Genomic DNA, 26794 nt, shown 5'->3' with positions numbered 1-26794 from the left:
GGAGTGCACTGGAGGTCAAGCCACGGCCAACGCGGTGCGGACGAACGAGCGGGCGAGCGCGTCCGGCTCCTTCGACGGCCACGCGATCACCAGCGGGCACGGCGGCAGATCGGTCAGCGGCACCGCGACCAGCCCGTCCGGCAACGGCGAACCACCCGGCATCAGGCCGACCGACCCGTTCCACCGGACCGCCTGGAAGCACTCCTGCGCCGTGCGCACCTTCGGTCCCCCGCGCTCCTCGCCACCGCTCCAGTAGGCGGCCCAGACCGGATCGGTGACGTCGGCGAGCCGGAACCACGGCCGGTCGGCGAGCTCACGCAGTCGCAGGGATTCCCGTGCTGCCAACGGATCGTCGGCGCGCAGGAGCGCCGACACCGGGTCCTCGCGGAGTGTGTGCGTGCTGATCCCGTTGTCCTCGAACGGCCCGCGGGTCAGCGCGACGTCGACGAGTCCACTTCGGAGTCCGCAGGTGGGATCGCTGAAGTCGCTCTCCCGCACCCGGACCCCGACCTTCGGGTGCCGCGCGCGGAAGGTGGCCACGAGCCGCGAGCCCAGTTGCTCCGCGCTGTCCGCGAGCGTGCCGACGACCAGGGTGGACGCGGCCGTCACGCGCTCGCGCACCTGATCGGCGTGGTCGAGCAACTGCCGTGCCTCGGCCAGCAGCTCGGTACCGGCCGCGGTGAGCGAAACGCCCTGCGCCGACCGGTCGAACAGCGTCACGCCGAGATCGGTTTCCAGGCCGCGGATCGCCCGGCTCAGCGGTGGCTGGGTCATGTGCAGGCGCGCGGCGGCGCGGCCGAAGTGCCGCTCCTCGGCCACCGTCACGAAGTACCGCAGCGTCCGCAGGTCCATGACCGGTGACGATACTGCGCCGGTATCGCGGATACCGGACCGGACTTGGACGCACGCGCCCCGGCACGGCTGGACTGGTGGCATGACAGCACAACAGGAGATCGCCACCGAACTGGTGGTGCTCCCGAACCAGAACACCGACCTCGTGCCGAACATCGGGATCATCGGCGGCCGGGACGCGGTGCTCGTGGTGGACACCGGGATGGGCCCGCGCAACGCCGAACCGGTGCTCGAATTCGCCACCGGCTTCGCCCGCGGGCGTGAGCTTTTCCTGACCACCACGCATTTCCACCCGGAACACGCGTTCGGCGCGCAGGTGTTCCGCGGGCGCGCCACCTACCTGGTCAACCGCGCCCAGGCCGTCGACCTGGCGCAGAAGGGCCTCGGGTACCTGGAGATGTTCCGCGGTCTCGGCCCGGCGATCGCCGAGCAGCTCGAGGACGTGGAGATCCCGGTGCCGGACCTGGTCTACGAGGAGAGCCACACCCTCGACCTGGGCGGCCGCGAGGTCCGGCTGCGGGCGACGGGCCGCGCGCACAGCGCCGGCGACCAGGTGGTCACCGTGCCGGACGCGGACACGATGTTCACCGGCGACCTGGTCGAAACCGGGCAGTTCGCCATCTTCCCGTGGTTCCCGCCGCACGACACCGACGTCTCCGGCACGCGCTGGATCACCGTGGTGGAGCGGCTGATCGAGGAGGCACCGGTGCAGGTGGTGCCCGGTCACGGCGATCTCGGCGGCCGGGAGCTGCTCACCGAGGTCCGCGACTACCTGCACGTGCTGCGGGACGAAACCTGGCGCCGACTCGACGCGGGCGCGGACGACGTCCTCGACGAGGTGCGCGCGTCGGTGATCGCCCGCCGTCCGGAGTGGCGGGGCCGCGAGTGGATCGACCCGGCCGTCGCCTGCTTCACCGCCGAACACGGTTAGGCTCGGCGGCATGGAACTGGACCTCGGTGCGGTCCGGGCCTTTGTCGCCGTCGCCGACGAACGGCACTTCGGCGACGCCGCCGACCGGCTCGGCCTGACCCAGCAGGCGACCTCGAAGCGGATCGCCAAGCTCGAAGCGGGCCTGGGCACCACGCTGTTCCACCGCGCCCGCACCGGCACCGACCTCACCGACGAGGGCGCCGCCTTCCTGCCCGACGCCCGCGCCCTGGTCGCGCTGGCCGACCAGGCGGTGCGGTCGGTGCGCGAGCGCGACCGGCCGCTGCGGGTGGACGTCGCGGGCACCCGGCTCGCCCCGACCGAGCTGATCCGCGTCTTCCACGAGGCCCAGCCCGAGGTCAAGATCGACATCGTCACCTCGCGCGGGCTGCGGGAGGCCCAGCCCGCCCTGCTCGGCGGCGCGATCGACGTGGCCTTCGCCAGGGTCACCGGCGAGCTCGACCCGGCGCTCGCGCACCAGCCCGCCTACCTCGAACCGCACCACGTGCTGGCCGGGCGCAAGCACCCGCTGGCCGGGCGCCGCCGCGTGCGGATGGCCGAGCTCGCCGACTCGATCACCTGGATGCCCGGCAACGAACCGGGCAGCGAATGGGCCGACTACTACACCCACCTCCAGCGGGAGTTCGAGCTCCGCATCCAGACCGCGGGCCCGCACTTCGGCCTGGACCACATGCTCGACGAGCTCGCCGCCTCCCGCGACCGCTACACCTTCGGCGGGGAACGCATGCGCGTGCCGTGGCACGCCGGGATCGTGCAGATCCCGGTGGTCGACCCGACGCCGCTCTACCCGTGGTCGATGCTGTGGCACCGGCGCAACCGCCATCCGGCGCTCCCGGCGCTGGTCGAGCACATCGCCGACCGGGTGACCCCGTTCGACCCGGCCACCCAGTGGCTGCCGCCCGCCGAGCCGGTACTGGCGGGCGCTCCACAGTAGACCCTGCTTTAGTCGCTGTTACCCGCTGCCCCGTTCTGCCTAGCATGGGAAAACCGGTACCGGAACGGGCCTGGGCGACCCCTGGGCGCTGCCTTTTCTCCCCCTGTGTTTCCCCGTAGTGGAAGGCAACCCCTGTGAAGACGCGCATCCGAGGCCTGTTCACCGCCCTGCTCGCCACCGCCGGACTGGCGGCGGTCACGCCGGCGGCCGGCGCCGCCCCCATCATCGACGGCGAGTACGCCAAGTCGGGGCCGTGGGCCGCGATGGTCCAGCAGAACGGCCAGCAGTGGTGCTCCGGCTCGATCATCAGCGCCACCTGGGTGCTCACCGCCCAGCACTGCATCGACGAACCCGGCGCGACCTACTCGGTGAAGGTGGGCAACGTGGACCACCAGGCGGGCACCTACGCGGCGGTGTCCGCCATCCACACCCCGTCCAGCGGCGCCGACATCGCGCTGCTCAGACTGGACCGGTCGATCAGCACCACCTACGCCGCGCTCGGCACCTCGGTCTCGGTCGGGGACAGCGAACAGGTCTACGGCTGGGGCTACAACGAGGACGGCGTGCTGCAGCGCAACCTCAAGGTCGCCCAGATGGACGTGATCAGCGTCAGCAACGGGCTGATCCGCGCGTACCGCGGCAACGGCCTGACCAACGGCGGCGACTCCGGCGGCCCGGTCTTCGTCGGCGGCCGTCAGGTCGGGGTGCACATCGCCGGCAACAAGGTGGACACCTCCACGCACACCAGCATCTCCGCGAACCGGACCTGGATCCGGAACACTTCCGGGGTGTAGCAACGACCACCGGGAGCCCCTGGCCTTCGCCCCGCCCGATCCGGCGAAGGCCAGGGCTTTCGCCGGTGGAGACGATGCTCCGCGGAGTCAGACGAGCACGTCGGCGCGGGAGAACCGCAGCTCCGGATCGACCACGCTGTCCGCGCGCAGCAGCTTGACGTCGGCGTGGTAGCTCATCGACATCAGCCACGGCATCCGGTCGCCCTGGCGCGGCAGCTGGTCCACCGCGCGCTGGACGTAGCCGGCGGCGAAGTCCAGCAGCGGCCGCGTCGGCATCGACGGGTCGGCGGGTTCCGGGCGGCAGGTGTCGTACCCGTGTTCGTCCATATAGGACAGCAAGCGGCAGAAGTGCTCGCACAGCAGCCCGACCTTGAGCGTCCACGAGGAGTTCGTGTACCCGATGGCGAAGGCGAAGTTCGGCACCCCGGACAGCATCATGCCCTTGTACGCCAGCGTTTCCGACAGCTCCACCGGCCGGCCGTCCACGGTCAGCCCGACCCCGCCGAAGGCCTGCACGTTCAGCCCGGTGGCGGTGACGATGAGGTCGGCCTCCAGCTCCCTGCCGGATTCCAGCAGCACCCCGCGTTCGGTGAAGGTGCTGATCCGGTCGGTCACCACCGAAGCCGTGCCCCGGCGGATCTCGCGGAACAGGTCGCCGTTCGGCACCGCGCACAGCCGCTGGTCCCACGGGTCGTAGGGCGGGTTGAAGTGCTCGTCGACCGGATAGCCGGCGGGCAGCTGCTTGGTGTTGACCCAGCGGATCAGCCGCCGGGCCGTCTTCGGGAAGCGCTGGCAGAACTTCCACACCGCGAGCTGCTTGGCGATGTTCTTGCGGCGGGACAACGCGTACCCGCGCTCCTCGCCGAGCACCTTGCGCGCGAGGTTGGCCAGCTTGTCCTCGCGCGGCACCGGCATCACGTAGGTCGGCGTGCGCTGCAGCATGGTCACGTGCTCGGCGGTCCCGGCCATCGCGGGCACCAGGGTGACCGCGGTGGCGCCGCTGCCGATGACCAGGACGCGCTTGCCCGCGTAGTCGAGGTCCTCGGGCCAGTGCTGCGGGTGCACGATCGTGCCTTCGAACCGCTCGCGGCCCTCGAACCGCGGGGTGAAGCCCTCGTCGTAGCGGTAGTAACCCCCGGCGGCGAACAACCAGTTCGCGCTGAGCCGCAGCCGCTCCCCGGTGTCGGTGCGCTCGACCTCGACCGTCCACCGGGCCGTCTCGCTGGACCACGCGGCGCCGACCAGGCGGTGGTGGTAGCGGATGTGCGCGTCCAGGCCGTTTTCGGCGATGGTCTCGCGCAGGTACGCCAGGATCCGCGGCGCGTCGGCGATGGACTGCTCGTCCCGCCACGGCTTGAACTCGTAGCCGAAGGTGTGCAGATCGGAGTCCGAGCGGATGCCGGGGTAGCGGAACAGGTCCCAGGTGCCGCCCGAGGCCGCGCGGGCCTCCAGGATGGCGAAGCTCTTCGCCGGGTGCTCGGCCTTGAGGTAGCGGCCGGCCCCGATGCCGGAGATCCCGGCGCCGACCACGAGGACGTCGAGGTGCTCGGGCTGCGAGGTGGTCATCTGCCTACTCTGCGCTGGCGCCGGGGTCTTGCGCCAGTGCAACACGCACCAGCATGCTGCGTTGATGGTGCAAACTGCTGCCTGGCCGCGGTTGTCCGCCCCGGGTCGCCAGCTGTTCCGGCGTGGTGCCGAAATCGTGCTGGACCTGCGGCCGGACTGGCTGGAGGAACTGCATGCGGCCTCGCTCGGCGGGCAGCGGATGCGGCCGGTCGCCGAGGACCCGGTGCTCGCCGCGGCCACCCGCCGGGCCAATCTGGCGAACCTGCGGCACTGGGCCGCGGCGAACGTCTCGCACCCGGGCAGGCGGGTGCCCGCGAACACCGCGCCCGAACTCCTCGAATCCGCCCGTGACCTGGTCCGGCGCGGGCTCGACGAGAGCGCGCTGGAGGCCTACCGCACGGCGCAGGGCGTGGCCTGGCGCCGCTGGATGGACATCTGCTTCGAGCTGACCGACGACCCGGTGCGCTTGCGGGAACTGCTCAACGTCTCCGCGTTGTCCATCGCCACCTTCATCGACGACACCGTCGCCGCGGTCACCGAGCAGATGAAGACCGAGCGCGCCGAGCTCACCCGCGGCGCGCACGCCGAGCGCCGGGCCACGGTCACGCTGTTGCTGGAGGGAGCGCCGATCAGCCGGGCCCGCGCCGAGGTCCAGCTCGGTTACGGCCTGACCGGACGGCACACCGCCGCGATCATCTGGAGCGCGTCGGGCGCGGCCTCGGACCAGCTGGAGGCGGCCGCCGAGGCGGTCATGCGCGCGGCGGGCGCCACCCACCGGCTGACCGTGGTGGCCGGGGCCGCCGCGCTCTGGGTGTGGCTGCCGGTCGGCACCGCACCGGCCACCGCCGACCTGGCCGGCTACCCGGAAGCCAGGGTCGCGCTCGGCCGTCCGGGTACCGACGTCGACGGGTTCCGCCGCAGCCACCTCGACGCCGTCACCACGCAGCGGATGCTGGACCGGCTCACCTCACCGCTGCAGTTCGCCCGTTACCCCGACGTGCAGCTCGCCGCGCTGCTCACCGGGCAGCCCGAGCAGGCGGGCGAATTCCTCGCGGACACGCTGGGCGACCTGCTCACCGCCGACGCCGAGACGCGGGAGACCGTGCTGACCTACGTGCGGGAGCTGGGCAACACCAGCCGCACCGCGGAACGGCTGTACACCCACCGCAACACCGTGCTGCGCCGCCTCGCCCGCGCGGACGGGCTGCTCCCCCGGCCGCTGGCGGAGAACGCGATCAGCGTGGCCGCCGCGCTGGAAGTGCTGCGGTGGCGGGGTTAGGCCGACTTGTCGTGCAGCCAGTGGCGGCCGCGGCGGGTGCGCGCGTGCCGTCCGCGCTGCGGCTCGGCCGGGCGGCGGTAGGCGGCGAACTCCGGGGCGGTGATGGCCATCCTGACCAGGTACTTGACCCCGCTCAGGTGCAGTTCGGTGTCGCGGATGCGGCGTTCCTCGCGGAAGCCGAGCACCCCGTGCAGCGACAGCGAGGGCACGTTGCCGCCGTAGATGCCGACCACGCACTTGCGGTAGCCGCGCTCGAAGAACATGTGGGACAGCAGCGCGGTGATCGCGTCGGCGGCGTACCCGCAGCGGCGGTAGGAGTCGCCGATGCCGACGCCGTAGCTGAACCGGCCGACGCGGCCGTCCACGTCGGGGATCGCCGAGATGGAGCCGACGAGCAGGCCGCTGTAGAGGGTTTCGATGGCGAACTGGAGGTCGTCGCCGGTGCGGTGGGCGGCCCAGTGCTGGTAGCGGCCGATCGCACCGCGGGCGGCGGACTCGCGGTCGAACCCGGTCAGCGTGCGCCGGTCGGCGGGGGTGATGGCGCGCAGGCGCACCTTGCCACCGGTCAGGACCGGTTCCGGAACCACTCGAGCCAGCGGCTGCGTCATCATCACGGATGACCTTACTAGGACGGCCCCGCCCCACCGTCGCCGGTGGGGCGGGTTTTCGTCCGTCAGGCCGTCACCAGGGACAACCCGTACCGCTGCAGGATCTCGTTGACCGGCTGGAACCAGGTCTCGCCGCCGGAGCTGCAGTTGCCCCAGCCGCCGGAGGTCACGCCCTGCGCCTGGTCGCCGGTGATGAACGAGCCGCCGGAGTCACCCGGCTGGGCGCAGACGCTGGTCTTGGTCATCTGGTGCACCGCGCCCTGGGCGTAGTTCACCGTCGTGTTGTGCGCGAGCACGGTGCCGCAGTGCCAGTGCGTGGTCGAGCCGGAGCGGCAGACCGAGGTGCCGGGCGGGGCCACCCAGGAGCCGCGGACCAGCGCGTCGCTGACCGTGCCCCAGCCGAGCACCACCGGGGCGGTCCACCAGCCGTGGCCGATGCCGACGTAGGCGAGGTCGTCGCCGGGGAAGGAGGAGCCCTTGAAGCTGCCCATCGCCGAGCCGTCCCAGCCGGTGACCGAGCTGCCGACGCCACCGCAGTGCCCGGCGGTGACGAAGCCGCCGTGCACCGAGAAGCCGATCGAGCAGCGGACGTTCCCGTTGATGTAGAAGGGATCGCCGCCGACCGTGCCGGCCGCGAAGCTGACCGGCTTCGGGCCGGTCTCCACGGTGACCGGGCCGGCCTGGCGCGCCCTGTCCAGGAACGCGGTCAGCTCGGGGCTGGATGCTCCACTTTGGACGGTGATGACCACGCTGCCCGCGCGGGGGTCGGCACGCCAGCCGCTGACCTCGGCCGGCGCCTTCTCGGCGTCGATGGCGGCCTTGACGGCGTCCAGTTCCGCGGCGCTGACGGCGACGGGCGTGGTGACCGCGCCGGTGTTCTCCACCGCGTCCGCCGCGGCGGCATCGGTGACCCCGACGACCAGCTTGCCGCGGTCGGGGTCGAACCAGGCGCCGCCGAACGCGGCCCCGGCGGCCGCCTGCGCCACCGGCAGCACGCGGCTCGCGGTGGCTTCGTCGGCCATCCGGGTGCGGGCCTGATCGGCCGTCAGGCCGAAATCGCGTTGCATCGCCGAGACGAGCCCGGGCGAGGCAGCCGGCGCCGCGGCGGCGGTCCCGGCGGTGACGGCGGACAGCACCAGGCAGGCCGTCGCGGTGAGGGAGAGCAGGTTTCTTCGACGCATCAGAACTCCTCGAGGCGGGGACGGGAGCAGCACGTGCGGAACCGAGTGTGTGTGGGAGCGCGCCCAGCGTCTAGGTCTAGACCAGTTCCTGTCCGAAAACGGCCAACAATCCGCGGAACCGGTGACCGCGCGGTCCGCGCCCCGCGCACGCCAGAGCCACCGGCGGCGGCCAGGCGTCCGTCAGCGGGGAGGAGACCACACGTTGCGGTCCTGCGGGTCGAACACCGTGACGTCGTGCTCGTGCGCCAGGCCGACCAGGAGCGGCGTCATCTCCTGGCACCGCGACCACGCGATGCACACGAGCACCCCTTCCCCGTGGCCTGCCTCCAAAGGAGCCGTCCACGGGGAGTAGTCCATCGTTTTCTCGTCAAGGTCCCCGAAGATGGCGACGAGGTCTTCGAAGAACGCTTCGACCTGCGGGGAACTTGACAGGACACCGGGCTCGCCGTCCACGAGCCGGAGGTAGATGCGCACCGCCTGGTCAACGGTGGATGGAACTTCTTCGTACCAGAAGGCCAGGTCGAAACTCACGGATTCACCTCACCAGTCAGCGCGCGGACTGCGCAGGACGAAAATACCAAGCGGCACTTCACCCGTACGCCCTGCCTCAGTCTGAAAACCGGCGGCAAGTTCCGCCGAATCGTTCCACTGTCGCCGCACACAGCGGGGAATCAACCTCGGCTACGGCGACGCCATCTCATCCAAGTCGAAAAGCCGGAATGAAGCGGCTTCCAGCTCTACTTCAAGGCGACGCACCAGACCCGTCAGAAACTCGGGTGGCTCGCTTCGCTGTCCTCCCCTTCGAAGACGAGCGTCCCGTGCGCACAGAAGGAAATCAGTGCACCGGCGAACGTTTCGGAACTGAGCGCGTCGTGCCGACGGTCGCCAGAAGTCACGGGTATCTCCTCCGCGTGAAGGATACCTTGGCGAGTCATGCGTACGGAGCAAGAAGCACCGTCACCCGGTCTCATCGAGGGCGGGGAGACCCGTGATCGGTGTTCCCGTCATCGCTGCGACCGCGGAGGCGATGGCGGCCGCAGCCGGCGGGTAGGCCAGCTCGCCCAAGCCGCCGGGTGGCAGGCCCGAGGGAACGATCGTCACGTCGATTTCGGGTACCTGGTCGATGCGCGCCCAGGGATAATCGGCGAAGGAGGACTGCGTTACCCGCCCCTCCCGCACGGTGATCTGCGCGCCGAACACCGTGGACATCGCGTCGATCACGCCGCCTTCTACTTGGGCCCGGACGCCCGACGGGTGCAGCGCGGTACCGACGTCGACGGCGGCCGTCACCCGGGTGACGCGCGGTGAATCGGCACCCGGCTCCACGTCGGCGACTATGGCGATGGCGGATTCGTAGTCCTCATGGCACGCAACACCACGCCCCCTGCCCGGTCGCCGCGGCGCGCGGCGGGCGGCTTCGTCGAGAACCTTGCGCAGCCGCGAATTGGCGGGCAAAAGCCTGCGACGCAAGTCCACCTGGTCCAAACCGGCGCGGTGGCCCGCCGCGGCGAGAAAGCATTCTTCGGCGAACACGAACTGCCCGGCGTAAACCGACCGCCAGAACCCCGTCCGCAGCGGTGCCGGCCGCAGCGCGACCGTCGGCTTGCCGGAAATCCGGTACGGGAAGTGATCCCCGCTGGCCAGCACGATCTCGGGATTGTTGAACGCGGGCACCGTGGTCAGCGGCCAGGTGGCCACGCTGTGGGACCGCCACCGCGGCTCCCCGTTCCGCGCGAGCACCGCGGTCAGCCGGTGCACCGACATCGGCCGGTAGGAGTCGTGCCGCATGTCGTCGTCGCGGGTCCACAGGACCTTGACCGGCCGCCCGGCGGCACGAGCGCAGGTGACGGCTTCGAGCACGAAGTCGATCTCGAAGCGCCTGCCGAACGCGCCACCGGCCAGCGTCGGCAACACGCTGACCAGAGCCGGGTCCAGCTGCAGCACCCGCGCCAGCAGGTCGCGGAGGCCGCCCGGGTCCTGCGTCGGCACGCGCACGACGAGGCGGCCACCCGCCTCGAAGAACGCGGTCGCGTTCAACGGTTCCATGGGTGCGTGGGCCAGCATCGGCAGCCGGTAGGTCAGGTCGAGCCCCACCGGCCCCGGCGCGGCGGGTGGTTCGGGCACCGCCGAAGCCAGGTCGGCCAGCCACTGCCTGCTGTCCGCCTCGGGTGTGCCACCGCTCCACTCCACCTTCAGCGCGGCGCGGCCCGCGAGCGCGGCGGCGGTCGACTCGGCCACCACCGCGACGCCGCCCTGCATCCCCCGGTCCGCGGGCAACGGCACCACGTCCACCACGCCGGCGACCCCACGTGCGGCGGTGTCGTCGACGCTGGCGACCACCGCGCCGAGCCAGTCCGGGCGTCGCACGACGGCGACCAGCGCGTCCGGCTCCCGCACATCGATCCCGAACCCCGCGCGCCCGCCGACGATATCCGCCGCGTCCGCCCGGCCGTTCTCCTTGCCCAGGAAGCGCCACTGGGGTTCGGGGATCAGCGACACCGGCACGGTCGCCGGGTCGAGCGCGGCGGCTTCGGCGGCGAGTTCCCCGAAGGACAGACGGCCATGCCGCGGGTGCTCGACGAACCCGTCCCTCGCCCGGCATTGCTCCGGCGCCACCTGCCAACGCCGGGCTGCCGCGGCGATGAGCAGGCAGCGGGCGGTGGCCGCGGCAGTGCGCACCGGTTCGAAGAGCTGGCGCACGGACAGGGAATTGGCGACCAGCTGGTTTCCGTACCGGGCGGTGTCGCCGGGTGCCTGCTCCAGTTCGAGTTCCCGCGGCCGGGTGCAGAGCTCCTCGGCCGCGAGCAACAGGACCACGGTGCGCACGCCCTGTCCGGTGTCCGGGCGCGGCACCGTGACGACGATCCGCCCGCCGGCGGTGATCCGGACGTGGACGTTCGGTGCGAACTCGGCCTCCGAGGCGTTGCCGCGCAACGGAACGGCCACCACCAGAGCCGCGACACCGGAGGAGATCAGGAATCCACGCCTGCTTATCACGGCTTCTCCTCACGGGCCAGTTCGGCCGCCGCGTGCACCGCGCGCCGGATCCGCGGATAGGTACCGCACCGGCACACGTTGTCGCGGAGGGCCTCGTCGATGTCGTGATCGCTCGGCTCGGGCCGTTCCCGCAGCAACGCCACGGTGCTCATGATCTGCCCGGCCTGGCAGTAACCGCACTGCGCCACGTCGCAGTCGATCCACGCGCGCTGCACCGGGTGGTCGTCCAGCCCTTCGATGGTGGTCACCGCCCGATCGCCGAGCTCACCGACCGGCAGCACGCAGATCCGCTCGGCCTGACCGTCCACAAGGGACACACAGGCACCGCAGGCGCCGATACCGCAACCGTACTTGGGCCCGGTCAGGCCCAGCTCGTCACGCAGCACCCAGAGCAGCGGGGTTTCCGCGGGCACCTCGACCTCGCGGTCCACTCCGTTGACCCGCAACCGATGTACCGGCACACACGCCTCCCGACTCGATCAGCCCATTTGTTCAGCCTGCTGAGCAATCGTAGACCATTCAGCAGGCTGAGCAAATCGCGGTGGCTAACGAACTTCCCCCGGGCGCCGATCAAGAGGCCGAACTCGACGCAGGGGGACAAATGCAGAGTGCGCAGTACGGCGAGAACACCTTGCCGGACAACGACCCGCCGAGACCGCCGGGCCAGACGGGCTTGATCGTGCTGCTGGCGGCGTTGCTGATGACCGCCGCGGTGGGCCTGGCCATCTACCTCACGCCGGTCGACCCCGAGCCGAAGGCCGCGGCCGACCGGGCCGCCCCCGCCCCGCCGACCTGGTCGCAGGACAAGGCCCGGCCCTACCTCGGCACCCCGGCGCACGACTGGGCCGAGGGCGAGGCAGGCATCGACCTGCCGGAGCCGGAAGCGATCGGCGGTTTCACGGCCGAGCAGGTGGGCACGGCCCTGGGCAAGGTGAAGGAATACCTCGTCGCCTCGCGGGTGAACCGCGCGGTGCTGACCGGGGACGAGATGGAACCCGTCTACGCCACGCTCAGCACCAACCTGCGTGACGTGCTGCGGAACCAGCTGCGGGACAACCCGGCGGCCATGCCGTCCTACGCCACCAAGATCGCCCCCGAGTTCCGCCTCCTGCCCGGCGGGCCGAAGATCACCGGCACGATCTGGGCCGAACCCGGCGCCCAGAAGGGCGAACTGCTCATCCGGACCAACATGGTGTACGCGTACGCCTTCGACGTCGACGACCCCCGCCGGGCCACCCAGCCGATCGACACGGTCTCCGCCGTCCGCATGGACAACGAGTTCCTCTACCGCGACGGCCGCACCTGGGGCGCCGGCAACCGCGGCATCGACGCCGTGCGCGGCCAGGGGTTCTTCCACTTCAGCGCCTGCTCGCAGGCGGTACGGGGCCGGCTGGCGCCTGCCTACAGCGGCCGGACGCCGGGAACCGCCGACGCGGCGAACGCTTCCTTCGAATACTTCGACCCCGCCGCCCCGATCCCGGACCAGATGAAGTGCTGACCACCGCGTTCGGTGGCGGGGTCGTGTCAGGCCGGTGGCGGTCCGGTGTCAGGAGTGCGGGCGATCGTGGTCATCAACCACTCCGAGACACCGAAACCCCAGGAGAGCAAGATGCAGAAGATCGCCACACCCGCACCGGTCGCCACCGGGCAGGACCGGCCCGAGTTGCAGCAGGCCGTGCAGGCGTTCGTCGACGCCGGTTTCGCCGCGATGGAACTGCGCGTGCACGACGAGCACGGCGACTGGACCGGCCGAGCCGGGGTCGCCGAACTGGGCGGGACCACCCCGCCGCCGGCCGGTGGGCAGGCCTGGGCGGGCAGCGTCGCCAAGACCTTCACCGCGACCCTGGTGCTGCAACTGGTGGCGGAGGGCCGGATCGGGCTGGACACCCCGGTGGCCGACCACCTGCCCGAACTCGGGCTGGACGCCCGGATCACCGTGCGGATGCTGCTGCGGCACACCAGCGGGCTGTACAACTACACCGGCGAACTCGGCCCCGACGGAACCTTCGAAATGGGGCTGCCGTCGATGGGCCGGGAGTGGGTGGACAACCGGTTCCACACCTACCGGCCCGAGGAACTGGTGCGGTTCGCGCTGGCCAAGCCGGCGCGGTTCGAGCCGGGAACGGATCAGAGCTACTCCAACACCAACTACACCCTGGCCCTGCTGCTGATCGAGAAGCTCACCGGCCAGTCCTACGCCGAACAGGCGCAGCAGCGGATCCTGGGGCCGCTCGGCCTGTCGGGCACCGTGGTTTCGGCCACCTCGCCGGACCTGCCCGGGCCGCACGCCCGCGGTTACTACCGGTACGAGGACGGCGGGGAGTCGAAGGTGGTCGACGTCAGCCGCCAGAACCCGTCCCTGCTGGCCGGTGCCGGTGACCTGATCTCGACCGCCGAGGACCTCAGCACCTTCATCTCCGCGCTGCTGGGCGGAGAGCTCCTGCCCGCCCCGCTGCTGGCCGAAATGCGCACGCCGCACGGGAAGTTCGGGCTCGGCCTGGGTTTGTGGGTGCAGGACCTGGGTGACGGCGGCACCATCGTCCACCACAACGGCGGCGCTCCCGGGGGCTACGGGGCACTGATGATCAGCACGCCCGACGCCACCAGGACCCTGACCGCCACCCTGACCACCGGCGACACCGACCCGGCCGGGGTGTTCCCCGCCGCGCTGGACACGCTCATCAAAACCGTCTTCTGCGAAGATGTTTCCTGACAGCGCACCGGGCCCGAGACACGCACCCGGTCGTGTCTCGGGCGGTGATCTCGTCGGCCGCCCTACTGTGGCTCGTCTGCCCGTGGATGTTCCACGCGCGGCGAAGCCGACGGTGTCCGCCGACCGGTTTCGCCGAGGGTGGCGGTCAGTTCGTCCGGGCGGCAAGGCGCGCCGCAGTGCTCACCCAGTGCCAGCTCGGCTCCGGCATCCAGCCAGAACCGCGCCCGGTCGGCGGTGGCCAGACCGTCCACAATCACCTCCGCGCCGGCCCGGTGCGCCAGGCCCGGCAACTCCCGCAGCAGCTCGGCCACCGGTGAGTCCGGCGCGGCGTCGTCCAGCAGCCCGCCGTCGAGCCGCACGCCGTGCACCGGCAGGTCGGTCACCACGGCCAGCGCGCCGTCGCCCAGCCCGCAGGCGCTGAGCACCGGCCGCACCCCCAGGTCGGCCAGCGCCCGCAGGTTGTCCCTGGCCTCGCCGAGGTCGGTGGCCAGTGCCCGCACGGGCACCTCGACCAGCAGCCGCCCGGCCGGGAAGCGCGTCTCCTCCAGCACGCCGACCACCCGGGTGAGCAGGTCCGAGTCGGCTGCCTGGTGCGGGCTCAGCCCGACCAGCAACCGCAGGTCGCGGTCCAGCCGCTGCCGCCACCAGCCCACCTGCCGGCAGCCGGTCCGGAGCAACCACTCGCCCAGCGGCAGCATCAGCCCGGTGGTCTCGGCCAACCGGCGGCAGCGCTCGTCGGACAACGCGCCCACCTCGGGCGGCTCCCAGCCGAGCAGCACCTCCACCCCGTGCACCGCACCGTCGGCCAGCCGCACCAGCGGCCGGAACCGCGCCTGCACGTCCCCGTGCTCGAAGGCGCCCGGCATGCCCGCGGCCAGCGCGTCGGCCGTGCGGTCCAGCCGGTTCTGCTCGGGGTGCGACAGCTCCCACTGCCCGTGCCCGCCCGCCTTGGCCCGGCGCAGTGCCTGGTGGGATTCGCGCAGCAGCTCGGCGGCCTCGTGGTGCTGGGCGGGCCGGTTGACCACGCCGAGGCTGACCGACAGACCCAGCCCGTGACCGTCCACAAAGGCCGGTTCGGCCAGTTCCCGGCGCAGCTCGTGCACCAGGCTCACCGGGTCCGGGGTATCCGGCGTGTTCTCCACCAGCACCGCGAACTCCGCCTCGCCGAATCGGGCCAGGAGCGCCTTTTCGCCGGCCATTACGGACTTCAGCCGTTGCGCCAAGGCGATCAGCAGTTGCTCGGCCGCGCGCTCGCCGAGACCGTTGCGCACCACCGCGAAAGTATCCAGCTCCAACCGCAGGAGCGTCACGCCCAGCTCCGGGTCGGCCCGGCCCAGCGCGGCCTCCATCCGCGTGCCGAAGCACTGCCGGTTGGGCAGGCCGGTGAGCACGTCGTGCAGGGCCTGCCGGTTGAGTTCGTTCTGCAGCAGCAACAGTTCGGTGCCGTCCTCGACCACGGTGACGAAGTGGCTGGGCTCGTCCCCGGTGCCGCGCAGCAGCGAGGCGGTCAACGTCACCGACACCGGCTCGCCGTCGCGGTGCAGCAGCCGCTGGGACTGCTTGATCCGCTCGACCTCACCCGCCAGCAGCGTGCGGTAGTCCTCCCGCAGCACCGGCGCGTAGTCGGGGTGCACCAGCTCGAACAGGTCGGTCCCGGTCAGCTCGTCCGGGGCGCGCCCGAGCATCGCGCCCGCCGCGGCGTTCACCGTGACCAGCGTGCCGTCGAGGTCGGCGACCAGGATGCCGCTGGCCGAGGAGGTGGCGACCTCGTCGAACCGCGCCTCCGCGGTCCGCAGCTCGTACTTGGCCTCCCGCACGGCCTTGAGCAGGGACAGCTTCAGGTTCTCCTGCTGGGCCAGGGTGGCACCCTGCACGGCCACCACCACGCTCGCGGCCAGCGCGCCGAGCACGCCCACCACGCGTTCGGCGAACTCCCAGGCGGGCTGGAACTCGGGCAGCGTGAGCAGGCCCTTGCCGAGGATGCCCATGGTGACGGTGAGCGCCTGCCCGCCCGCGCAGTTCAGCTCGACCAGCCGGGCGCCCGCGGCCTCCAGCGAACCGGTGCGATCCGGCTCGCCCCGGTGCACCTCGGCGCACAGGACGTCCAGCAGCGCGGCCAGCTCGGTCTCGAAGCTGGCGTGCTCCAGCGGCACGTAACCGATCCCGCCCAGCAGGTAGGCCCACTTGCGCGCGAGCAGGCCGCGCTCGCGGCGCCCGTCTTCGGACGGCTCGGGGGCCGTCCGTCTGCTGGGTTCGGTCACCGGCTCAGGACTTCCGCGCCACGCCGGCGTAGATCAGCTCGTTCCACACCGGGTCCTCGGCGATGTCGGTGGGCCCGGCGGGCCGCCAGCTGCCACAGCCCACCAGGCCCGGCTCGACCAGCGTCAGCTTTCCCAGCAGGCCGAGGATCTGGTCGTGGGAACGGGTGTGCGGCACCTCGCCGCGCCGCGCGGCCATCTGGTCGCTGGCCGCCGAGAACGACTCCTGGTGCGCGTCGGAGTTGATGTGCGTGAAGGCGAGCAAACTGCCCGGTGCCAAGGGTTCCTGGTAGGCGCGCACCAGCCCGGCGGGGTCGTCCCCGTCCGGGATCCAGTGCAGCAGCAGCAGGCACAGCAGGCCCACCGGCTCGGTGAAGTCGATCAGCCGCCGCACCTCCGGGCTGTCCAGCACCCCGGCCACGTCGCGCACGTCCGCGTGCAGGACCGCGGTGCGGTCGTTGCCGGTCAGCAGCAGCTCGCTGTGCGCGATCGCCACCGCCTCCTTGTCGACGTAGACCACCCTGGCTTCGGGGCATTCCCGCTGGGCGATCTCGTGCACGTTGCCCACGGTGGGAATGCCCGCGCCCAGATCGAGGAACTGGCGGACGCCCCGCGCGAGCATGAAGCGCACCGCGCGGCGGAGGAAGGCGCGGTTGAGCCGCACCGACTGCCGGATCCAGGGCAGGGTCCGCTCGAGGTGGTCCGCGGTGGCGCGGTCCGTTTCGAAGTTGTGGCTGCCGCCGAGCCAGTAATCGTAGATCCGGGCGACATTCGGTGAACTCGTGTCCACTCCGGCCGGGACCCAGTCCCGCGTACCCACCATCGCGCACCTCATCGCTCGGGAGGGTGCACAGCATACTCACTCCAGCGACAAAAACTTACCCATCAATCGTGGCGGGGTTGTACCCAATCGGGTGCTGTCGGTGCGGCCGAATGGCTCGTAACGTAGCGGCCTTCCCGATTCCCGCCGCTGCCAAGGAGTTCCCTTGCCCGTCCGGGTGACCCCCGGCCGGTGGCCCGTGCTGGGACACACCCCCGCACTGGTCCGCCGTCCCACCACTTTCACCGCCGGACTGCGTGCGCACGGCGACGTGGTCAAGCTGTTCCTGGGGCCATTACCGACCTATTTCCTGACCAATCCGGAAATCATTCACCGCGTTCTGGTGACGGACGGTTCGCACTTCGGCAGCGGGATCATGTTCCGCAAATTCCGCCCGTACGCGGGCAACGGCCTGGCCCTGTCCGACGGGCCGTTCCACCGCAGGCAGCGCAGGCTGATGCTGCCCGCCTTCGACCAGCGGCACCTGCGCCGCTACGCCGAGATCTGGGTCCGGGCGACCACCGCGCTGGCCGAGTCCTGGCGGCCGGGCGAGGTGCGCCGGATCGACGAGGACATGCAGGCGCTGGCCATGACCAACGTGGGCGAGACGCTGTTCGGCACCGAACTGGGCGAGGAGGCCATCCGCGAGGCCCGCCGCTCGATCCCGCTGATCATCCGGCTGGGCATGTACCGGGTGCTCTCCCCCGGTTTCGCGGAGAAGCTGCCGGTCAACCGCCGCTTCGACCAGGCCGTCATGCGGATGAAGGCGGTGGTCGACGAGCTGATGGCGGACCGCGACGCCGACACCGACCACGGTGACCTGCTGTCCACGCTGCTGCTGGCCGAAGACGCCGAGACCGGGGAGCGGATGACGCGCGAGCAGGTGCACGACGAGGTGGTGACCCTGCTCAGCGCGGGTACCGAGACCACCGCGCTGATGCTGGCCTGGGCCTGCCACGAACTGGGGCGCCACCCCGGCGTGGCGGACCGGGTGCGGGCCGAGGTGGACCGCGTGCTGGGCGGGCGCCCGGTGACCTTCGACGACCTGCCCGCGCTGGCCTACACCCGGCAGGTGGTCAGCGAGGTGCTGCGGCGGTACGCGCTGTGGATCCTGATGCGCCGGACCGAGCAGGAGATCGACCTCGGGCCGGTGCGGTTGCGGCCCGGCGACGAGGTGATGTTCAGCCCGCTCGCCCTGCACACCGATCTTCGCTACTGGGAGCGCCCGGAGGTGTTCGACCCGGACCGCTGGACCACCGATCGGGTGCGGACGTTGCCGCCGGGGGTGTTCATCCCGTTCGGCAACGGGATGCGGCAGTGCATCGGCCACCTGTTCGCCCGCGCCGAGGTGGTCATCGGCCTGGCCACGATCTTCGCGCGGTGGCACCTCGAACCGGCGGGCCCGGTCCGCGTGCGTTACACCACGATCGCCTGCCCCCGCGGCCTGCCGATGACCGTGCGTCCGCGGAACTAGTTGTCCCACAACGGAATACGGAGAATTCAGTGCGTTCGATCTCGCGCCGGGTGGCCGCCGTGGCGGTGGCCCTGCTGTGCGCCGGCACGGTGCTCACCCCGGCACAGGCGTCCACCGCCGAAGCGGCCTGCCAGGACCTGACCATCCCGGTGTCGCTGGTGGCCACCCCACTGCTCGGGCTCAACGACCAGACCATGTACGGCAGGCTGTGCGTCCCGCCGGGCGGCAGCCGCACCCTGCACGTGCTGGTGCCCGGCGGCACGTACAACTCGGCCTACTACGACCCGCCCGGCCTGCCGGAATCCCGGTCGTTCCGCAAGGCGGTGAACCACGCCGGGTACGCCACCCTGGCGGTGGACCGGATCGGCTCGGGGCGCAGTTCCAAGCCGCTGAGCCAACTGCTGACCGCGAGCGCCCAGGCCAACGCGGTGCACCACGCCATCAAGGCGATGCGGACGGGCGCACTGGGGCCCCGGTTCGACAAGATCGTTCTCGTCGGGCACTCGCTCGGCTCGGGCACCGCGATCATCGAGGCAGCCACCTTCCGCGACGTGGACGGCGTGGTGATCACCGGGTTCACCCACCGGGTCGCCCCGCTGACGGTGACACCGACGCTGGCCGCGCTGAGCCCGGCGGTGCTGGACGAGAAGATGTCCAAAGTGGTCGGACTGGACGCGGGGTACCTGACCACGCTGCCGGGCATGCGGTACAGCGCTTTCCACACCCCCGGGCCGTTCGACCAGCAGGCCATCGGGGTGGACGAAGCGACCAAGGACCTGATCGCGCCCGGTGAGATCGTCGACGCCGTGCTGATCGGCTTGGTGCTGCCCTACAGCAGGCGGATCACCGTGCCGGTGCTGGTGGCCATGGGCGAACAGGACAACGTGTTCTGCGGGCCGCTGGCCAGCGACTGCTCCAGCGCGGAGGGCCTGCGGCAGGGCGAGGCCGCGTACTACTCGCCCGAGGCGGAGCTGCGCGCGTTCGTGGTGCCGGACTACGGGCACTCGATCAACTTCGCGCCCGGCGCGCCGCTGCTGCACGACGCGGTGACCGGCTGGACGAGCGAGCGGGTGGCCGGGTAGGCGCCGGGGAGCCGGGCCGCTCTAAGGTAGCCCGGTGGTGATCCCGTGACAGCGCAGCACAGCCCCGCCGCGATGACCCCGGCCGAGGTCTGGGAGACCATCGACTTCTGGGCCGGGATGCCCTGGCCGGTGTCCCGCGCCGACGCCCAGCAGAGGGCGGTCGACCGCTTCGGCTGGGTGATCAAGGTCGAGGAGGGGCTCGGGTACCTGGTCAGCCCGGCCTTCACCCCGCCGGCGGTGGCGATGGCCGGCATCGACACGGTGAAGTCCGTGCGCTTCCCGCTCACGGACGCGGTCAAGGAGGAGACACCGGCGACGCGGGCCTTCCTCGGCGACCTCTTCACGCTGGTGGTGCGGGAGGGAACGGCGCGGCTGGGGCGGCCGTCCCTCCGGCGCGACCGCGGGTCCACCTACGCGACCTGGGAAATGGGGTCCGCCCAGGTCACCGTCACGCTGTCGTCGAGGTCCGTGATGGGCCAGTTCCGCACCCCGGAAGGGCGGTGACCGAGGTGTCCGGCTGGGAAGCGTTCGGCAGCGGGCTCACCGAGGCGTTGCGGGAGGTGTCCGACCGGGTCTTCCTGGTCGTCTTCGTCAAGGCCGAGCCACGGGTGTTCGTGCAGTTCGCCGGGGACGAGCACGAAATGCACGCCGAGGCGGCGACGTCGTCGGCGGATCCCGGTCCGATGGCCGCGGCCGGCTGGGTCCCGCCGACCCGCGCGAACCCGAGCTGGACCTGCACTTTGCCGCTGCCCGCGTTGACCGTCGAGTACGCGGCACTGGCCGCGCGGTGCGTGGTGGCGTTGCGCGATGTCCACGGCCTCCCGAGCCCGGATGGCCTGGTGTACAAGGCATGGCGCGACGCGGAATGGCCGTCGCGCGCGGCCTCGCCCAGGGGGCGGGACCTCGGTGAGAACCCGCTGACGCTGTCGTGGCTGGGCATTCCGTCCGAACACTGAGCTCCGGCTCAGCCAAGCACCGTGCCCGAGTTCGCGGTGTTTCGGTTGCGCCGACGGGAAAACGCCCCCAGGTCGATCTCCAGGCCGGTGCGCGGGGCCCGGAACCGCACCGGCGACGCGTCGTGGTCGGCGCCGTTCTCCACCTGGTCGATCAGCTCCGCCATCAGCTGACCCACCACCGGCGCATTCTTGAACTGGTTGCCGCTCGTGCCGATCGCGAGGTAGAAGCCCGCCAGTTCGGTGCGGTCGTAGATCGGCGTCCAATCGTCGGCGACGTCGTAAACGCCCACCACGCCGCGCGGCCGGTTGGGCACCGCCAGGTCGGGCAACCGCCGCGCGGCCCGCGTCGCCTGCGCCTCGAAGACCGCGGTCGTCGGGTGGACGCCGACGGCGTCCGGGTCGTCGGTCCACTGCAGCGGGTCGCACTCCGGTTCCGTTCCGCCGACGAGCAGATCCCCGCCCACGTCACCGCGGAAGTAGGTGCCCAGATCCATGTCCGCCACCATGGGCCCGCCATAACCCGCCGGAACCGGCACGTGCGCCACCTCCTGCCGCAACGGGCGCACCCCGACGGTGAAGTCGGCCCCCACCCCGGCCAGCCGGTTCACCGCGCCCGACCACGGACCGGCCGCGTTGACCACGACGGCACAGGGAATCCGGGTGCCGTCCGACAACCGCACCGACGTCACGCGCCCGCCGGCCTGCTCCACCGCGGTCACCGTGCTGCGGAAGCGGAACTCCGCCCCGCACGCCGAAGCCGCGGAAGCGAGGTTCACCGCGGCGAGGCTCGGGTCCGAGACGTAACCGGCGTCCGGGGTGTACACGCCACCGAGCGAATGTTCCGCGTCCTCCCAGAACCGCTCGTCGTCGAGCCGCTTCGGTGGCCAGTAGCGGCCGACGTCGATACCGGGCACGCGCTCGGCCAGCGTCGCGCTGTCCCATTCCTCGTAGGGAACACCGAATTCGTCGAACAACGGAAGCCACGACGAGCGCGGGGCCGCCTCGACGTCCAGCACGACCAGCCCGCTCTTGCGGAACGTCGCGAGGTCGCCCACCTCGTGCCCGAGGTGCCCGGCCCAGTCGAGCCAGCCGAACTGCGCTTCCCACGCCGTCGCCACCCCGGCGGTGGTGGAGAAGTTGAACCGGATGATCGCGCTCGATGCCGAGGTCGACCCCTGCCCGGCCCCGGGGGCGCGCTCGAGCACGATCACCCGGTGCCCGGCCCGCGCGAGCTCGAGGGCGATCGACGAACCGATCACCCCGGCCCCGATCACGACCACATCGGTATTCAGGCGCTCACTGGGCACGGCAGGTCCTGAGGTAGCTGAGGAACGACGCCTGCAGGCCGGTCACGTGCGTTTCGCGCAGGACCGCGCTGGTGACGGCTCCGCCGCGCGAGGTGAGGCGGTGCAGCACGGTGGCCGCGTTCTTCGCGAGATTCTGGTAGACGGCCAGGTCCCCGAGCAGCTCCCGGTCGTTGACGGTCAGGTGGAGCGCGGCGGCGGGCAGGCCGTCACCCAGTTCTTCGAGCATCGCGAAGATCCGGCTGTCTTCGCCAATGACACCGGGACTGCCCGCTCCGATGCTGCCGAAGAGCGTGCTGCCGCTGAGCCAGGCGTAGAGGCTGAAGAGTCCGCCGTAGGAGTAGCCGAACAGACCGTGACCGCTGCTCGCGGTGCCGTAGTCGCGTTCGATCCGCGGGTGCAGTTCCGCGGTGAGGAAGCTCAGGAACGCATCGGCGTGCGTGTCGCGCAATTCGGCGAGGTAGGCATCCGATTCCTCGCGTGTCCTCGCGCCCGCCTGGAATCCCATCTCCACGGCGTCGACGAGCTCCTTGGCGACGGGTTCGCCGGGCGGCACGAGGTCCCGGTTGCGCAGCCGATCCCAGTGCGCCGCGTCCTCGCCCGCGTAACCGACGCTCACCTGGAGGTAAGGCTGGAGCTGCTGCATGGGGTCTTTCTGGGTGACGATGAGCGGAGCCGTCTGCCCCACGGCGAAGTTGCCGTCGACCACGTACACGGCAGGCACCGACGTCGTGGCGGGGTCGTAGCCCGGTGGCGTGGTGACCCAGATGCCGTAGTCGTGGCCCCGGCCGGAGCGCATTTCGAAGTAGTCGGTGTCGGCGAGGCAGCCCTGCCACATGGTGCTCATCGGAGGTCCTTCACGATTCGGCCGTCCTGGAGAACGAGGACGGCGTTGGTGGGGTCGGCGAACAGTTCCGGGTCTTCGAGCGGGTTTCCGTTCCAGAGCACGAGGTCTGCCCGCATTCCGGGAGCGATGGTCCCCACTTCGTCGGCGAGGCCGAGGATTTCGGCGTTGGTCTTCGTCGCCGCCACGAGCGCCTCCATCGGCGTTTCGAGCGCCGCACGCAACTTGAGCTCTTCGCCTCGACGGTGCTGGGCCGGACCGATGAGATCGGAACCCAGCCCGATCCGCACTCCGGCCTCCTTGGCGGCCGCGAGCGCCTCGGTCATCCGCTCACGCACCCCGAGCACCCGATCGCGGGTCGATTCACCGAGGCCGGCTCCCGCGGTGTCGTGCAGAAGTTGCTCGACGACGGCGAACGTGGGCACGAGGGCGACCTCGTGCGTGGCCATCAGGGTGGCCGTGGACTCGTCGAGGTCGGTGCCGTGCTCGACACAGCGCGCCCCGGCCTCGACCGCGTTCCGGATCCCTTCGTTGTTGTGGGCGTGCACCGTCACGTAGGTGCCCCTGGCCGCGGCTTCCTGGACGGCGACGGCGATCTCTTCCACGGTGAACTGGGTGTCGGTCAGCCGGTCGTGCGCGCCGACCACCCCGCCGGTCACGCAGAGCTTCAGGAAGGAGGCACCGCGGCGGAAGGCCTCGCGCACGTTGGCGCGCAACTCGTTCGCGTTGCCCGACATCATCGACAGGGCGCACAGCCCGGGAAGGTGGTGGCTGTTCCACAGCTCGGTGGGTTCCCAGTCGGCTCCGTAGTAGCCGTGCCCGCCGGTCTGGCACTGGACCGGCCCGCACGACAGCACGCGGGGCCCCCTGACCTTGCCCTTGGCGATCGTGGTGACGACGCCGCCGTCGATCCCGCCGGTGTCCCGGACGGTGGTGAACCCGGCGTCGAGCGCTGCCCCGGCCGTGGCGAAGATGTCCGCCGCGAGCTCCGCGGCACTGATCTGGAACGAGAACTGCGGCTGGATCGGGCTCGACAGGCCCAGGTGGACGTGGGCGTCGATCAGGCCGGGCGTCATCGTCAGTCCGCCGGCGTCGAGGCGCTCGCCGGCGGTACCGGGCTCGGCGATGCGCCCGTTTTCGATGGTGACGGAGACGTCGGCGGTGTCGCTGGGGCCACGCCCGGACCCGTCGACGACCGTCGCGCCGACCACCTGAACAGGTCCCACGAGTCGCTCCCTCCACCGTCGCGGACCGGCTGCGACCATGTGTGACGCACTGGCGGCCCTCTTTTCCAATGGATAAACTGCGGGAGTGACCTTGTCAAGCGCGGAACGCAACGGCGACGCACGCGAGCGTCTCCTGACCCGGCTTCTCGACGCCTTCGGCGAGGCCCTGCCGGCCCCGGACGTGTCGCTCCGCGAGATCGCCGCCCGGACCGAGACCAGCCACGCCCTGCTGCGGTACCACTTCGGGTCACTCCCCGGCGTCCTGGCAGCAATGCTCAAGGCCCAGCGCTCCCGGGACAACGAGGCGCTTTTCGAGGCCGCCCAGCAGAGCACCTTCGACGACCTGGTCCTGGCGATCTGGCGGTCCTACACCCGCCCGGAGCAACTGTCGCGCGTCCGCGGTTTCTTCCACGTCGTCGGACTGGCCGCGTACAACCCGGAGAACTTCCGCGAGTTCATCGACTCGCTCGACGACCTGACCAAGCTGCTGGCCACCCTCGCGGAACGCGAAGGCTCCGACAGCCAGGAAGCCCTGACCCTCGCCACCGTCACCATCGCCGCACTCCGAGGCCTGCTCCTGCAGGAAGTCCTGACCCCGGCGGCCCACTCAGAGGACGCGGTCGCCCTGCTCCTCCGCGTACCTCGATGACAACCGGATACCTGCGGCCGACGACGATTTGGTCGATCGACTTGGTCACTTGACCTAAACTTCGGGTACGGTGGAGTTGTCCACCCGCTCCACCACCGAGGGAGTCGCCATGATCGTTGTCACGCCCGCCGCGCCCGTGCACGTCGAGGAGGCCGTTCGCGTTCTGGTCGACGCGTTCAGGACCGACGCCGTCATGTCGGCGTTCGTCCGGGGCGACCAGGAAGAACGAGAGCGGCGGCTGACCCACCTCCTCCGCGTCATGGTGCGGAACGGACTGCGGCACGGCGTGGTCGACCTCGCCCGCGCCGAGGAAGACCAGACCCTGCTCGGCGTCGCCGTGTGGATGCGGCCCGGCCAGCGCGGTGAAGGGCTTCTTGACCACCTGCGCAACGCCGGCTCGTACCTGCGCGCCTTCGGCCTCCGCGGTCTCCGCCGGGCAGCCGAGCTCGAGCACGTGCTCCACCTCGCCCGGCCGGCCGAGGCGCACTGGCACCTGCAGGCCATCGGCGTGCACAGCGCCGGTCGCGGACTCGGTGTCGGGTCGGCACTTCTCGACGCGCGACTGAGCACAGTGGACCGATCGCCCGCCTACCTCGAAGCGTCGACCGAGCGGAGTGCCGCCCTGTACGCCCGCTTCGGCTTCACCGCCACCGGTAGGATCGAAGGCTTCCCGGCGTCGGCGCGGCCGATCCCGATGTGGCGCACCGGACGCGACCGGGACCTGGCCCACCAGGGCTGACCAGAGCGGAGAACGATGGCACGCAGGACACGAGAGCACCGGCCCGCCGCCGAACGGCGCGAGCAACTCCTGGACGCCGCCGTCGAGGTCATGCGCGAGGGCGGCATCGGCGCGGCCACCACCCGGGCCATCGCCGACCGGGCCGGGCTGCCGCAGGGCGCGTTCCACTACTGCTTCCGGTCCAAGGACGAGCTTTTCGCCGCGCTCCTGGACCGTGAGCTGGACGCGTCGCTCGGCAACGCGTGGGACGCCATCGCGGACACCCAGGACATCGAGTCGAGCATCGCCGCGGCATTGCGCGCGATCCTCGACCGGGTCCGGTCCGATCCCGAGTACCACCTGCTGACCAACGAACTCGTCGACGTCGCGGCGCGCACACCGGAGCTCGCGCACGTGGCTCGCCGGGAGCACGCCGCCTACGTCGATCACGTGGAGAAAATGCTCCAGCGGTGGCAGGAAACCGGTGAGCCGCCGTTGTCCACCGGCCCGCGGGTCCTGGCCGAGGTGCTCGTCGCCGCCTCGATCGGGATCACGTCCGCCTGGCTGAGTTCACGCGACGACGAGGCCGCGCACGCCTCGATCGCGGTGTTCGCCTCCGCGTTAGCGCGCTGACCCGAGCACTCGCCCGAGAAAACCGCGGAGATAACCGGCGACGACGTCGAGGTGGCTCTCCAGCAGGAAATGACCGCCGTCGATCAGGTGCACCTCGGCGTCCTTGGCGTCGCGCGCGAAAGCCCGCGCGCCATCCGGGCCGAAGATTTCGTCGTTGCGGCCCCACACCGCGAGCACCGGAACGTCGTGGGTGCGCAGGAACTCGTGCAGCAGCGGGTAGAGCGGGCGGTTGTTCTGGTAGTCGCGGAACAGCGCCAGCTGGATCTCGTCGTTGCGCTCACGGGAAACGAGCGCGAAGTCGTGCTCCCAGGTGTCCGGGCTGACCAGGCTCGGGTCGGGCACGCCGTGCACGTACTGCCAGCGGATGGCGTCGAGGCTCAGCGCGGTGCGGACCGCGGGCTCGGTTTCGGGGCCCGGGTTCGCGCCGTAGGCCCAGACATCGGCCCAGAACGATTCGACGAAGCCGTCCTCGTAGCCGTTGCCGTTCTGGCTGACGATGGCGGTGATCCGCTCGGGGTGCTTGAGCGCGAGGCGCCAGCCGATGGGCGCGCCGTAGTCCTGGACGTAGATGGCGTAGCGGTCCAGGCCGAGCTGGTCGAGCAGGCCTGAGGTGAGGTCGGCGAGCGCGTCGAAGGTGTAGTCGAACTCGTCGGCCGCGGGCGTGGCGGAGCGACCGAAGCCGAGGTGGTCCGGCGCGATGACGTGGTAGTCCCGCGCCAGCAGCGGGATCAGCTCGCGGAACATGAACGAGCTGGTCGGATAGCCGTGCAGCAGGACGATCGCGGGGGCGTCGGCGGGACCGGCTTCGCGGTAGAAGAGCTCGTGGCCGTCGACGGTGGTGGTCCGGTGGTGCACCATGTCTAACCCCTTTGAAGATTTGATCCGGTTAGGTCGCTCGTCATGCAAGCACGGATGAGCTAACCTGTCAAACAGCTCGATCAGGTTAGAGAAGGTGAC

General features: G+C 71.1%; 26 protein-coding genes. 13 read left to right on the top strand and 13 right to left on the bottom strand.

The features are described 5' to 3' along the window. Positions 1-15: 15 nt before the first annotated feature. Positions 16-852 (bottom strand): LysR family transcriptional regulator, encoded by an 837-nt coding sequence (locus JYK18_RS23125; protein WP_206804593.1) that lies wholly within the window; start codon positions 850-852, stop codon positions 16-18. 82 nt (positions 853-934) lie between these two features. Between JYK18_RS23125 and JYK18_RS23120 the strand changes: the two genes are divergently transcribed. The 3 genes from JYK18_RS23120 to JYK18_RS23110 all read left to right on the top strand — a co-directional run bounded on the left by JYK18_RS23120 (position 935) and on the right by JYK18_RS23110 (position 3529). After that, the gene (locus JYK18_RS23120; RefSeq protein ID WP_206804592.1) at positions 935-1783 is read left to right on the top strand and encodes an MBL fold metallo-hydrolase; all 849 of its coding nucleotides are present in this window, start codon (positions 935-937) and stop codon (positions 1781-1783) included. A gap of 10 nt (positions 1784-1793) precedes the next feature. Further along, on the top strand, positions 1794-2735 hold the full coding sequence (locus tag JYK18_RS23115; protein ID WP_206804591.1) for a LysR family transcriptional regulator: 942 nt from the start codon (positions 1794-1796) through the stop codon (positions 2733-2735). Between the two features lie 134 nt (positions 2736-2869). Beyond that, positions 2870-3529 carry a trypsin-like serine protease gene (locus JYK18_RS23110; RefSeq protein WP_206804590.1) on the top strand — a complete coding sequence of 220 codons (660 nt, stop codon included), beginning with the start codon at positions 2870-2872 and terminating at the stop codon, positions 3527-3529. A gap of 87 nt (positions 3530-3616) precedes the next feature. On the opposite strand, the gene JYK18_RS23105 is transcribed toward JYK18_RS23110, so the two are convergent. Then, positions 3617-5095 (bottom strand): NAD(P)/FAD-dependent oxidoreductase, encoded by a 1479-nt coding sequence (locus JYK18_RS23105; protein WP_206804589.1) that lies wholly within the window; start codon positions 5093-5095, stop codon positions 3617-3619. Positions 5096-5159: 64 nt separating this feature from the next. Here JYK18_RS23105 and JYK18_RS23100 point away from each other — a divergent pair, with 64 nt between their 5' ends. Continuing rightward, on the top strand, positions 5160-6374 hold the full coding sequence (locus tag JYK18_RS23100) for a CdaR family transcriptional regulator (protein ID WP_206804588.1): 1215 nt from the start codon (positions 5160-5162) through the stop codon (positions 6372-6374). Here JYK18_RS23100 and JYK18_RS23095 read toward each other — a convergent pair. The 5 genes from JYK18_RS23095 to JYK18_RS23075 all read right to left on the bottom strand — a co-directional run bounded on the left by JYK18_RS23095 (position 6371) and on the right by JYK18_RS23075 (position 11621). Beyond that, on the bottom strand, positions 6371-6985 hold the full coding sequence (locus JYK18_RS23095; RefSeq protein ID WP_206804586.1) for a GNAT family N-acetyltransferase: 615 nt from the start codon (positions 6983-6985) through the stop codon (positions 6371-6373). The two genes, JYK18_RS23100 and JYK18_RS23095, sit on opposite strands and share 4 nt — an antisense overlap. Before the next feature lie 62 nt (positions 6986-7047). Further along, on the bottom strand, positions 7048-8163 hold the full coding sequence (locus JYK18_RS23090; protein ID WP_206804584.1) for a S1 family peptidase: 1116 nt from the start codon (positions 8161-8163) through the stop codon (positions 7048-7050). Between the two features lie 180 nt (positions 8164-8343). Continuing rightward, positions 8344-8694, bottom strand: a complete 351-nt coding sequence (locus JYK18_RS23085) for a hypothetical protein (protein ID WP_206804582.1) — start codon at positions 8692-8694, stop codon at positions 8344-8346. A gap of 426 nt (positions 8695-9120) precedes the next feature. Beyond that, on the bottom strand, positions 9121-11160 hold the full coding sequence (locus JYK18_RS23080; RefSeq protein ID WP_206804581.1) for a xanthine dehydrogenase family protein molybdopterin-binding subunit: 2040 nt from the start codon (positions 11158-11160) through the stop codon (positions 9121-9123). Beyond that, complete coding sequence (locus JYK18_RS23075) at positions 11157-11621, bottom strand: (2Fe-2S)-binding protein (protein WP_206804579.1); 465 nt, start codon at positions 11619-11621, stop codon at positions 11157-11159. Before JYK18_RS23075 ends, JYK18_RS23080 begins: the two co-directional genes overlap by 4 nt. A 140-nt stretch (positions 11622-11761) precedes the next feature. Here JYK18_RS23075 and JYK18_RS23070 point away from each other — a divergent pair, with 140 nt between their 5' ends. Together JYK18_RS23070 and JYK18_RS23065 are read left to right on the top strand one after the other, a co-directional pair. Continuing rightward, positions 11762-12658, top strand: a complete 897-nt coding sequence (locus tag JYK18_RS23070; protein ID WP_206804577.1) for a hypothetical protein — start codon at positions 11762-11764, stop codon at positions 12656-12658. 111 nt (positions 12659-12769) lie between these two features. Next, positions 12770-13873: a serine hydrolase gene (locus tag JYK18_RS23065; RefSeq protein ID WP_206804575.1), complete on the top strand. Its 1104-nt coding sequence runs from the start codon at positions 12770-12772 to the stop codon at positions 13871-13873. A gap of 62 nt (positions 13874-13935) precedes the next feature. Here JYK18_RS23065 and JYK18_RS23060 read toward each other — a convergent pair whose 3' ends face one another. Both JYK18_RS23060 and JYK18_RS23055 read right to left on the bottom strand, forming a co-directional pair. Continuing rightward, the gene (locus JYK18_RS23060; RefSeq protein ID WP_307796020.1) at positions 13936-16134 is read right to left on the bottom strand and encodes an EAL domain-containing protein; all 2199 of its coding nucleotides are present in this window, start codon (positions 16132-16134) and stop codon (positions 13936-13938) included. A 4-nt stretch (positions 16135-16138) separates the two neighbouring features. Then, on the bottom strand, positions 16139-16954 hold the full coding sequence (locus JYK18_RS23055) for an SAM-dependent methyltransferase (protein WP_206804573.1): 816 nt from the start codon (positions 16952-16954) through the stop codon (positions 16139-16141). 163 nt (positions 16955-17117) lie between these two features. Between JYK18_RS23055 and JYK18_RS23050 the strand changes: the two genes are divergently transcribed. The 4 genes from JYK18_RS23050 to JYK18_RS23035 are packed head-to-tail and all read left to right on the top strand — an operon-like array spanning position 17118 to position 20463. Continuing rightward, a complete protein-coding gene (locus JYK18_RS23050; RefSeq protein ID WP_206804571.1) occupies positions 17118-18425 on the top strand; it encodes a cytochrome P450 in 1308 nt (435 codons plus the stop codon). Between the two features lie 29 nt (positions 18426-18454). Further along, the gene (locus JYK18_RS23045) at positions 18455-19507 is read left to right on the top strand and encodes an alpha/beta fold hydrolase (RefSeq protein ID WP_307796019.1); all 1053 of its coding nucleotides are present in this window, start codon (positions 18455-18457) and stop codon (positions 19505-19507) included. Positions 19508-19552: 45 nt separating this feature from the next. Then, positions 19553-20011, top strand: a complete 459-nt coding sequence (locus JYK18_RS23040; RefSeq protein WP_206804569.1) for a DUF6301 family protein — start codon at positions 19553-19555, stop codon at positions 20009-20011. Further along, positions 20008-20463, top strand: a complete 456-nt coding sequence (locus JYK18_RS23035) for a hypothetical protein (protein ID WP_206804567.1) — start codon at positions 20008-20010, stop codon at positions 20461-20463. The genes JYK18_RS23040 and JYK18_RS23035 overlap by 4 nt, the downstream gene beginning before the upstream one ends. An 8-nt stretch (positions 20464-20471) precedes the next feature. Here the strand turns inward: JYK18_RS23035 and JYK18_RS23030 are convergent, their stop codons facing one another. Genes JYK18_RS23030 through JYK18_RS23020 form a run of 3 tightly spaced genes read right to left on the bottom strand, consistent with a single transcriptional unit; the run spans position 20472 to position 23837 of the window. Further along, the gene (locus JYK18_RS23030) at positions 20472-21770 is read right to left on the bottom strand and encodes an FAD-dependent oxidoreductase (RefSeq protein ID WP_307796018.1); all 1299 of its coding nucleotides are present in this window, start codon (positions 21768-21770) and stop codon (positions 20472-20474) included. Further along, complete coding sequence (locus JYK18_RS23025; protein WP_206804566.1) at positions 21760-22614, bottom strand: alpha/beta hydrolase; 855 nt, start codon at positions 22612-22614, stop codon at positions 21760-21762. Before JYK18_RS23025 ends, JYK18_RS23030 begins: the two co-directional genes overlap by 11 nt. Continuing rightward, positions 22611-23837, bottom strand: a complete 1227-nt coding sequence (locus tag JYK18_RS23020) for an amidohydrolase family protein (protein ID WP_206804564.1) — start codon at positions 23835-23837, stop codon at positions 22611-22613. The genes JYK18_RS23025 and JYK18_RS23020 overlap by 4 nt, the downstream gene beginning before the upstream one ends. A gap of 85 nt (positions 23838-23922) precedes the next feature. Between JYK18_RS23020 and JYK18_RS23015 the strand changes: the two genes are divergently transcribed. The 3 genes from JYK18_RS23015 to JYK18_RS23005 all read left to right on the top strand — a co-directional run bounded on the left by JYK18_RS23015 (position 23923) and on the right by JYK18_RS23005 (position 25837). Next, on the top strand, positions 23923-24486 hold the full coding sequence (locus tag JYK18_RS23015) for a TetR/AcrR family transcriptional regulator (RefSeq protein WP_206804555.1): 564 nt from the start codon (positions 23923-23925) through the stop codon (positions 24484-24486). A gap of 109 nt (positions 24487-24595) precedes the next feature. Further along, entirely contained in the window at positions 24596-25225 is a 630-nt protein-coding gene (locus tag JYK18_RS23010) for an N-acetyltransferase (RefSeq protein ID WP_206804553.1), read from the top strand. Positions 25226-25240: 15 nt separating this feature from the next. Next, a complete protein-coding gene (locus tag JYK18_RS23005) occupies positions 25241-25837 on the top strand; it encodes a TetR/AcrR family transcriptional regulator (RefSeq protein WP_206804551.1) in 597 nt (198 codons plus the stop codon). On the opposite strand, the gene JYK18_RS23000 is transcribed toward JYK18_RS23005, so the two are convergent. Next, the gene (locus JYK18_RS23000; protein WP_206804549.1) at positions 25826-26695 is read right to left on the bottom strand and encodes an alpha/beta fold hydrolase; all 870 of its coding nucleotides are present in this window, start codon (positions 26693-26695) and stop codon (positions 25826-25828) included. The genes JYK18_RS23005 and JYK18_RS23000 overlap by 12 nt on opposite strands. Between the last annotated feature and the right edge of the window lie 99 nt (positions 26696-26794).

The organism is Amycolatopsis sp. 195334CR (assembly GCF_017309385.1).
In the GTDB taxonomy this organism is placed as follows: domain Bacteria; phylum Actinomycetota; class Actinomycetes; order Mycobacteriales; family Pseudonocardiaceae; genus Amycolatopsis.
The sequence above is the reverse complement of the archived record's forward strand: the minus strand, read 5'-3'. Positions and strand labels throughout refer to the sequence as shown.

Coding starts and splice junctions, on each gene's coding strand:
- JYK18_RS23070 (WP_206804577.1), top strand. CDS start 11,762: ATGCAGAGTGCGCAGTACGGCGAGAACACCTTGCCGGACAACGACCCG.
- JYK18_RS23100 (WP_206804588.1), top strand. CDS start 5,160: ATGGTGCAAACTGCTGCCTGGCCGCGGTTGTCCGCCCCGGGTCGCCAG.
- JYK18_RS23095 (WP_206804586.1), bottom strand. CDS start 6,985: ATGATGACGCAGCCGCTGGCTCGAGTGGTTCCGGAACCGGTCCTGACC.
- JYK18_RS23065 (WP_206804575.1), top strand. CDS start 12,770: ATGCAGAAGATCGCCACACCCGCACCGGTCGCCACCGGGCAGGACCGG.
- JYK18_RS23105 (WP_206804589.1), bottom strand. CDS start 5,095: ATGACCACCTCGCAGCCCGAGCACCTCGACGTCCTCGTGGTCGGCGCC.
- JYK18_RS23005 (WP_206804551.1), top strand. CDS start 25,241: ATGGCACGCAGGACACGAGAGCACCGGCCCGCCGCCGAACGGCGCGAG.
- JYK18_RS23120 (WP_206804592.1), top strand. CDS start 935: ATGACAGCACAACAGGAGATCGCCACCGAACTGGTGGTGCTCCCGAAC.
- JYK18_RS23055 (WP_206804573.1), bottom strand. CDS start 16,954: ATGGTGGGTACGCGGGACTGGGTCCCGGCCGGAGTGGACACGAGTTCA.
- JYK18_RS23090 (WP_206804584.1), bottom strand. CDS start 8,163: ATGCGTCGAAGAAACCTGCTCTCCCTCACCGCGACGGCCTGCCTGGTG.
- JYK18_RS23000 (WP_206804549.1), bottom strand. CDS start 26,695: ATGGTGCACCACCGGACCACCACCGTCGACGGCCACGAGCTCTTCTAC.
- JYK18_RS23010 (WP_206804553.1), top strand. CDS start 24,596: ATGATCGTTGTCACGCCCGCCGCGCCCGTGCACGTCGAGGAGGCCGTT.
- JYK18_RS23115 (WP_206804591.1), top strand. CDS start 1,794: ATGGAACTGGACCTCGGTGCGGTCCGGGCCTTTGTCGCCGTCGCCGAC.
- JYK18_RS23125 (WP_206804593.1), bottom strand. CDS start 852: ATGGACCTGCGGACGCTGCGGTACTTCGTGACGGTGGCCGAGGAGCGG.
- JYK18_RS23025 (WP_206804566.1), bottom strand. CDS start 22,614: ATGAGCACCATGTGGCAGGGCTGCCTCGCCGACACCGACTACTTCGAA.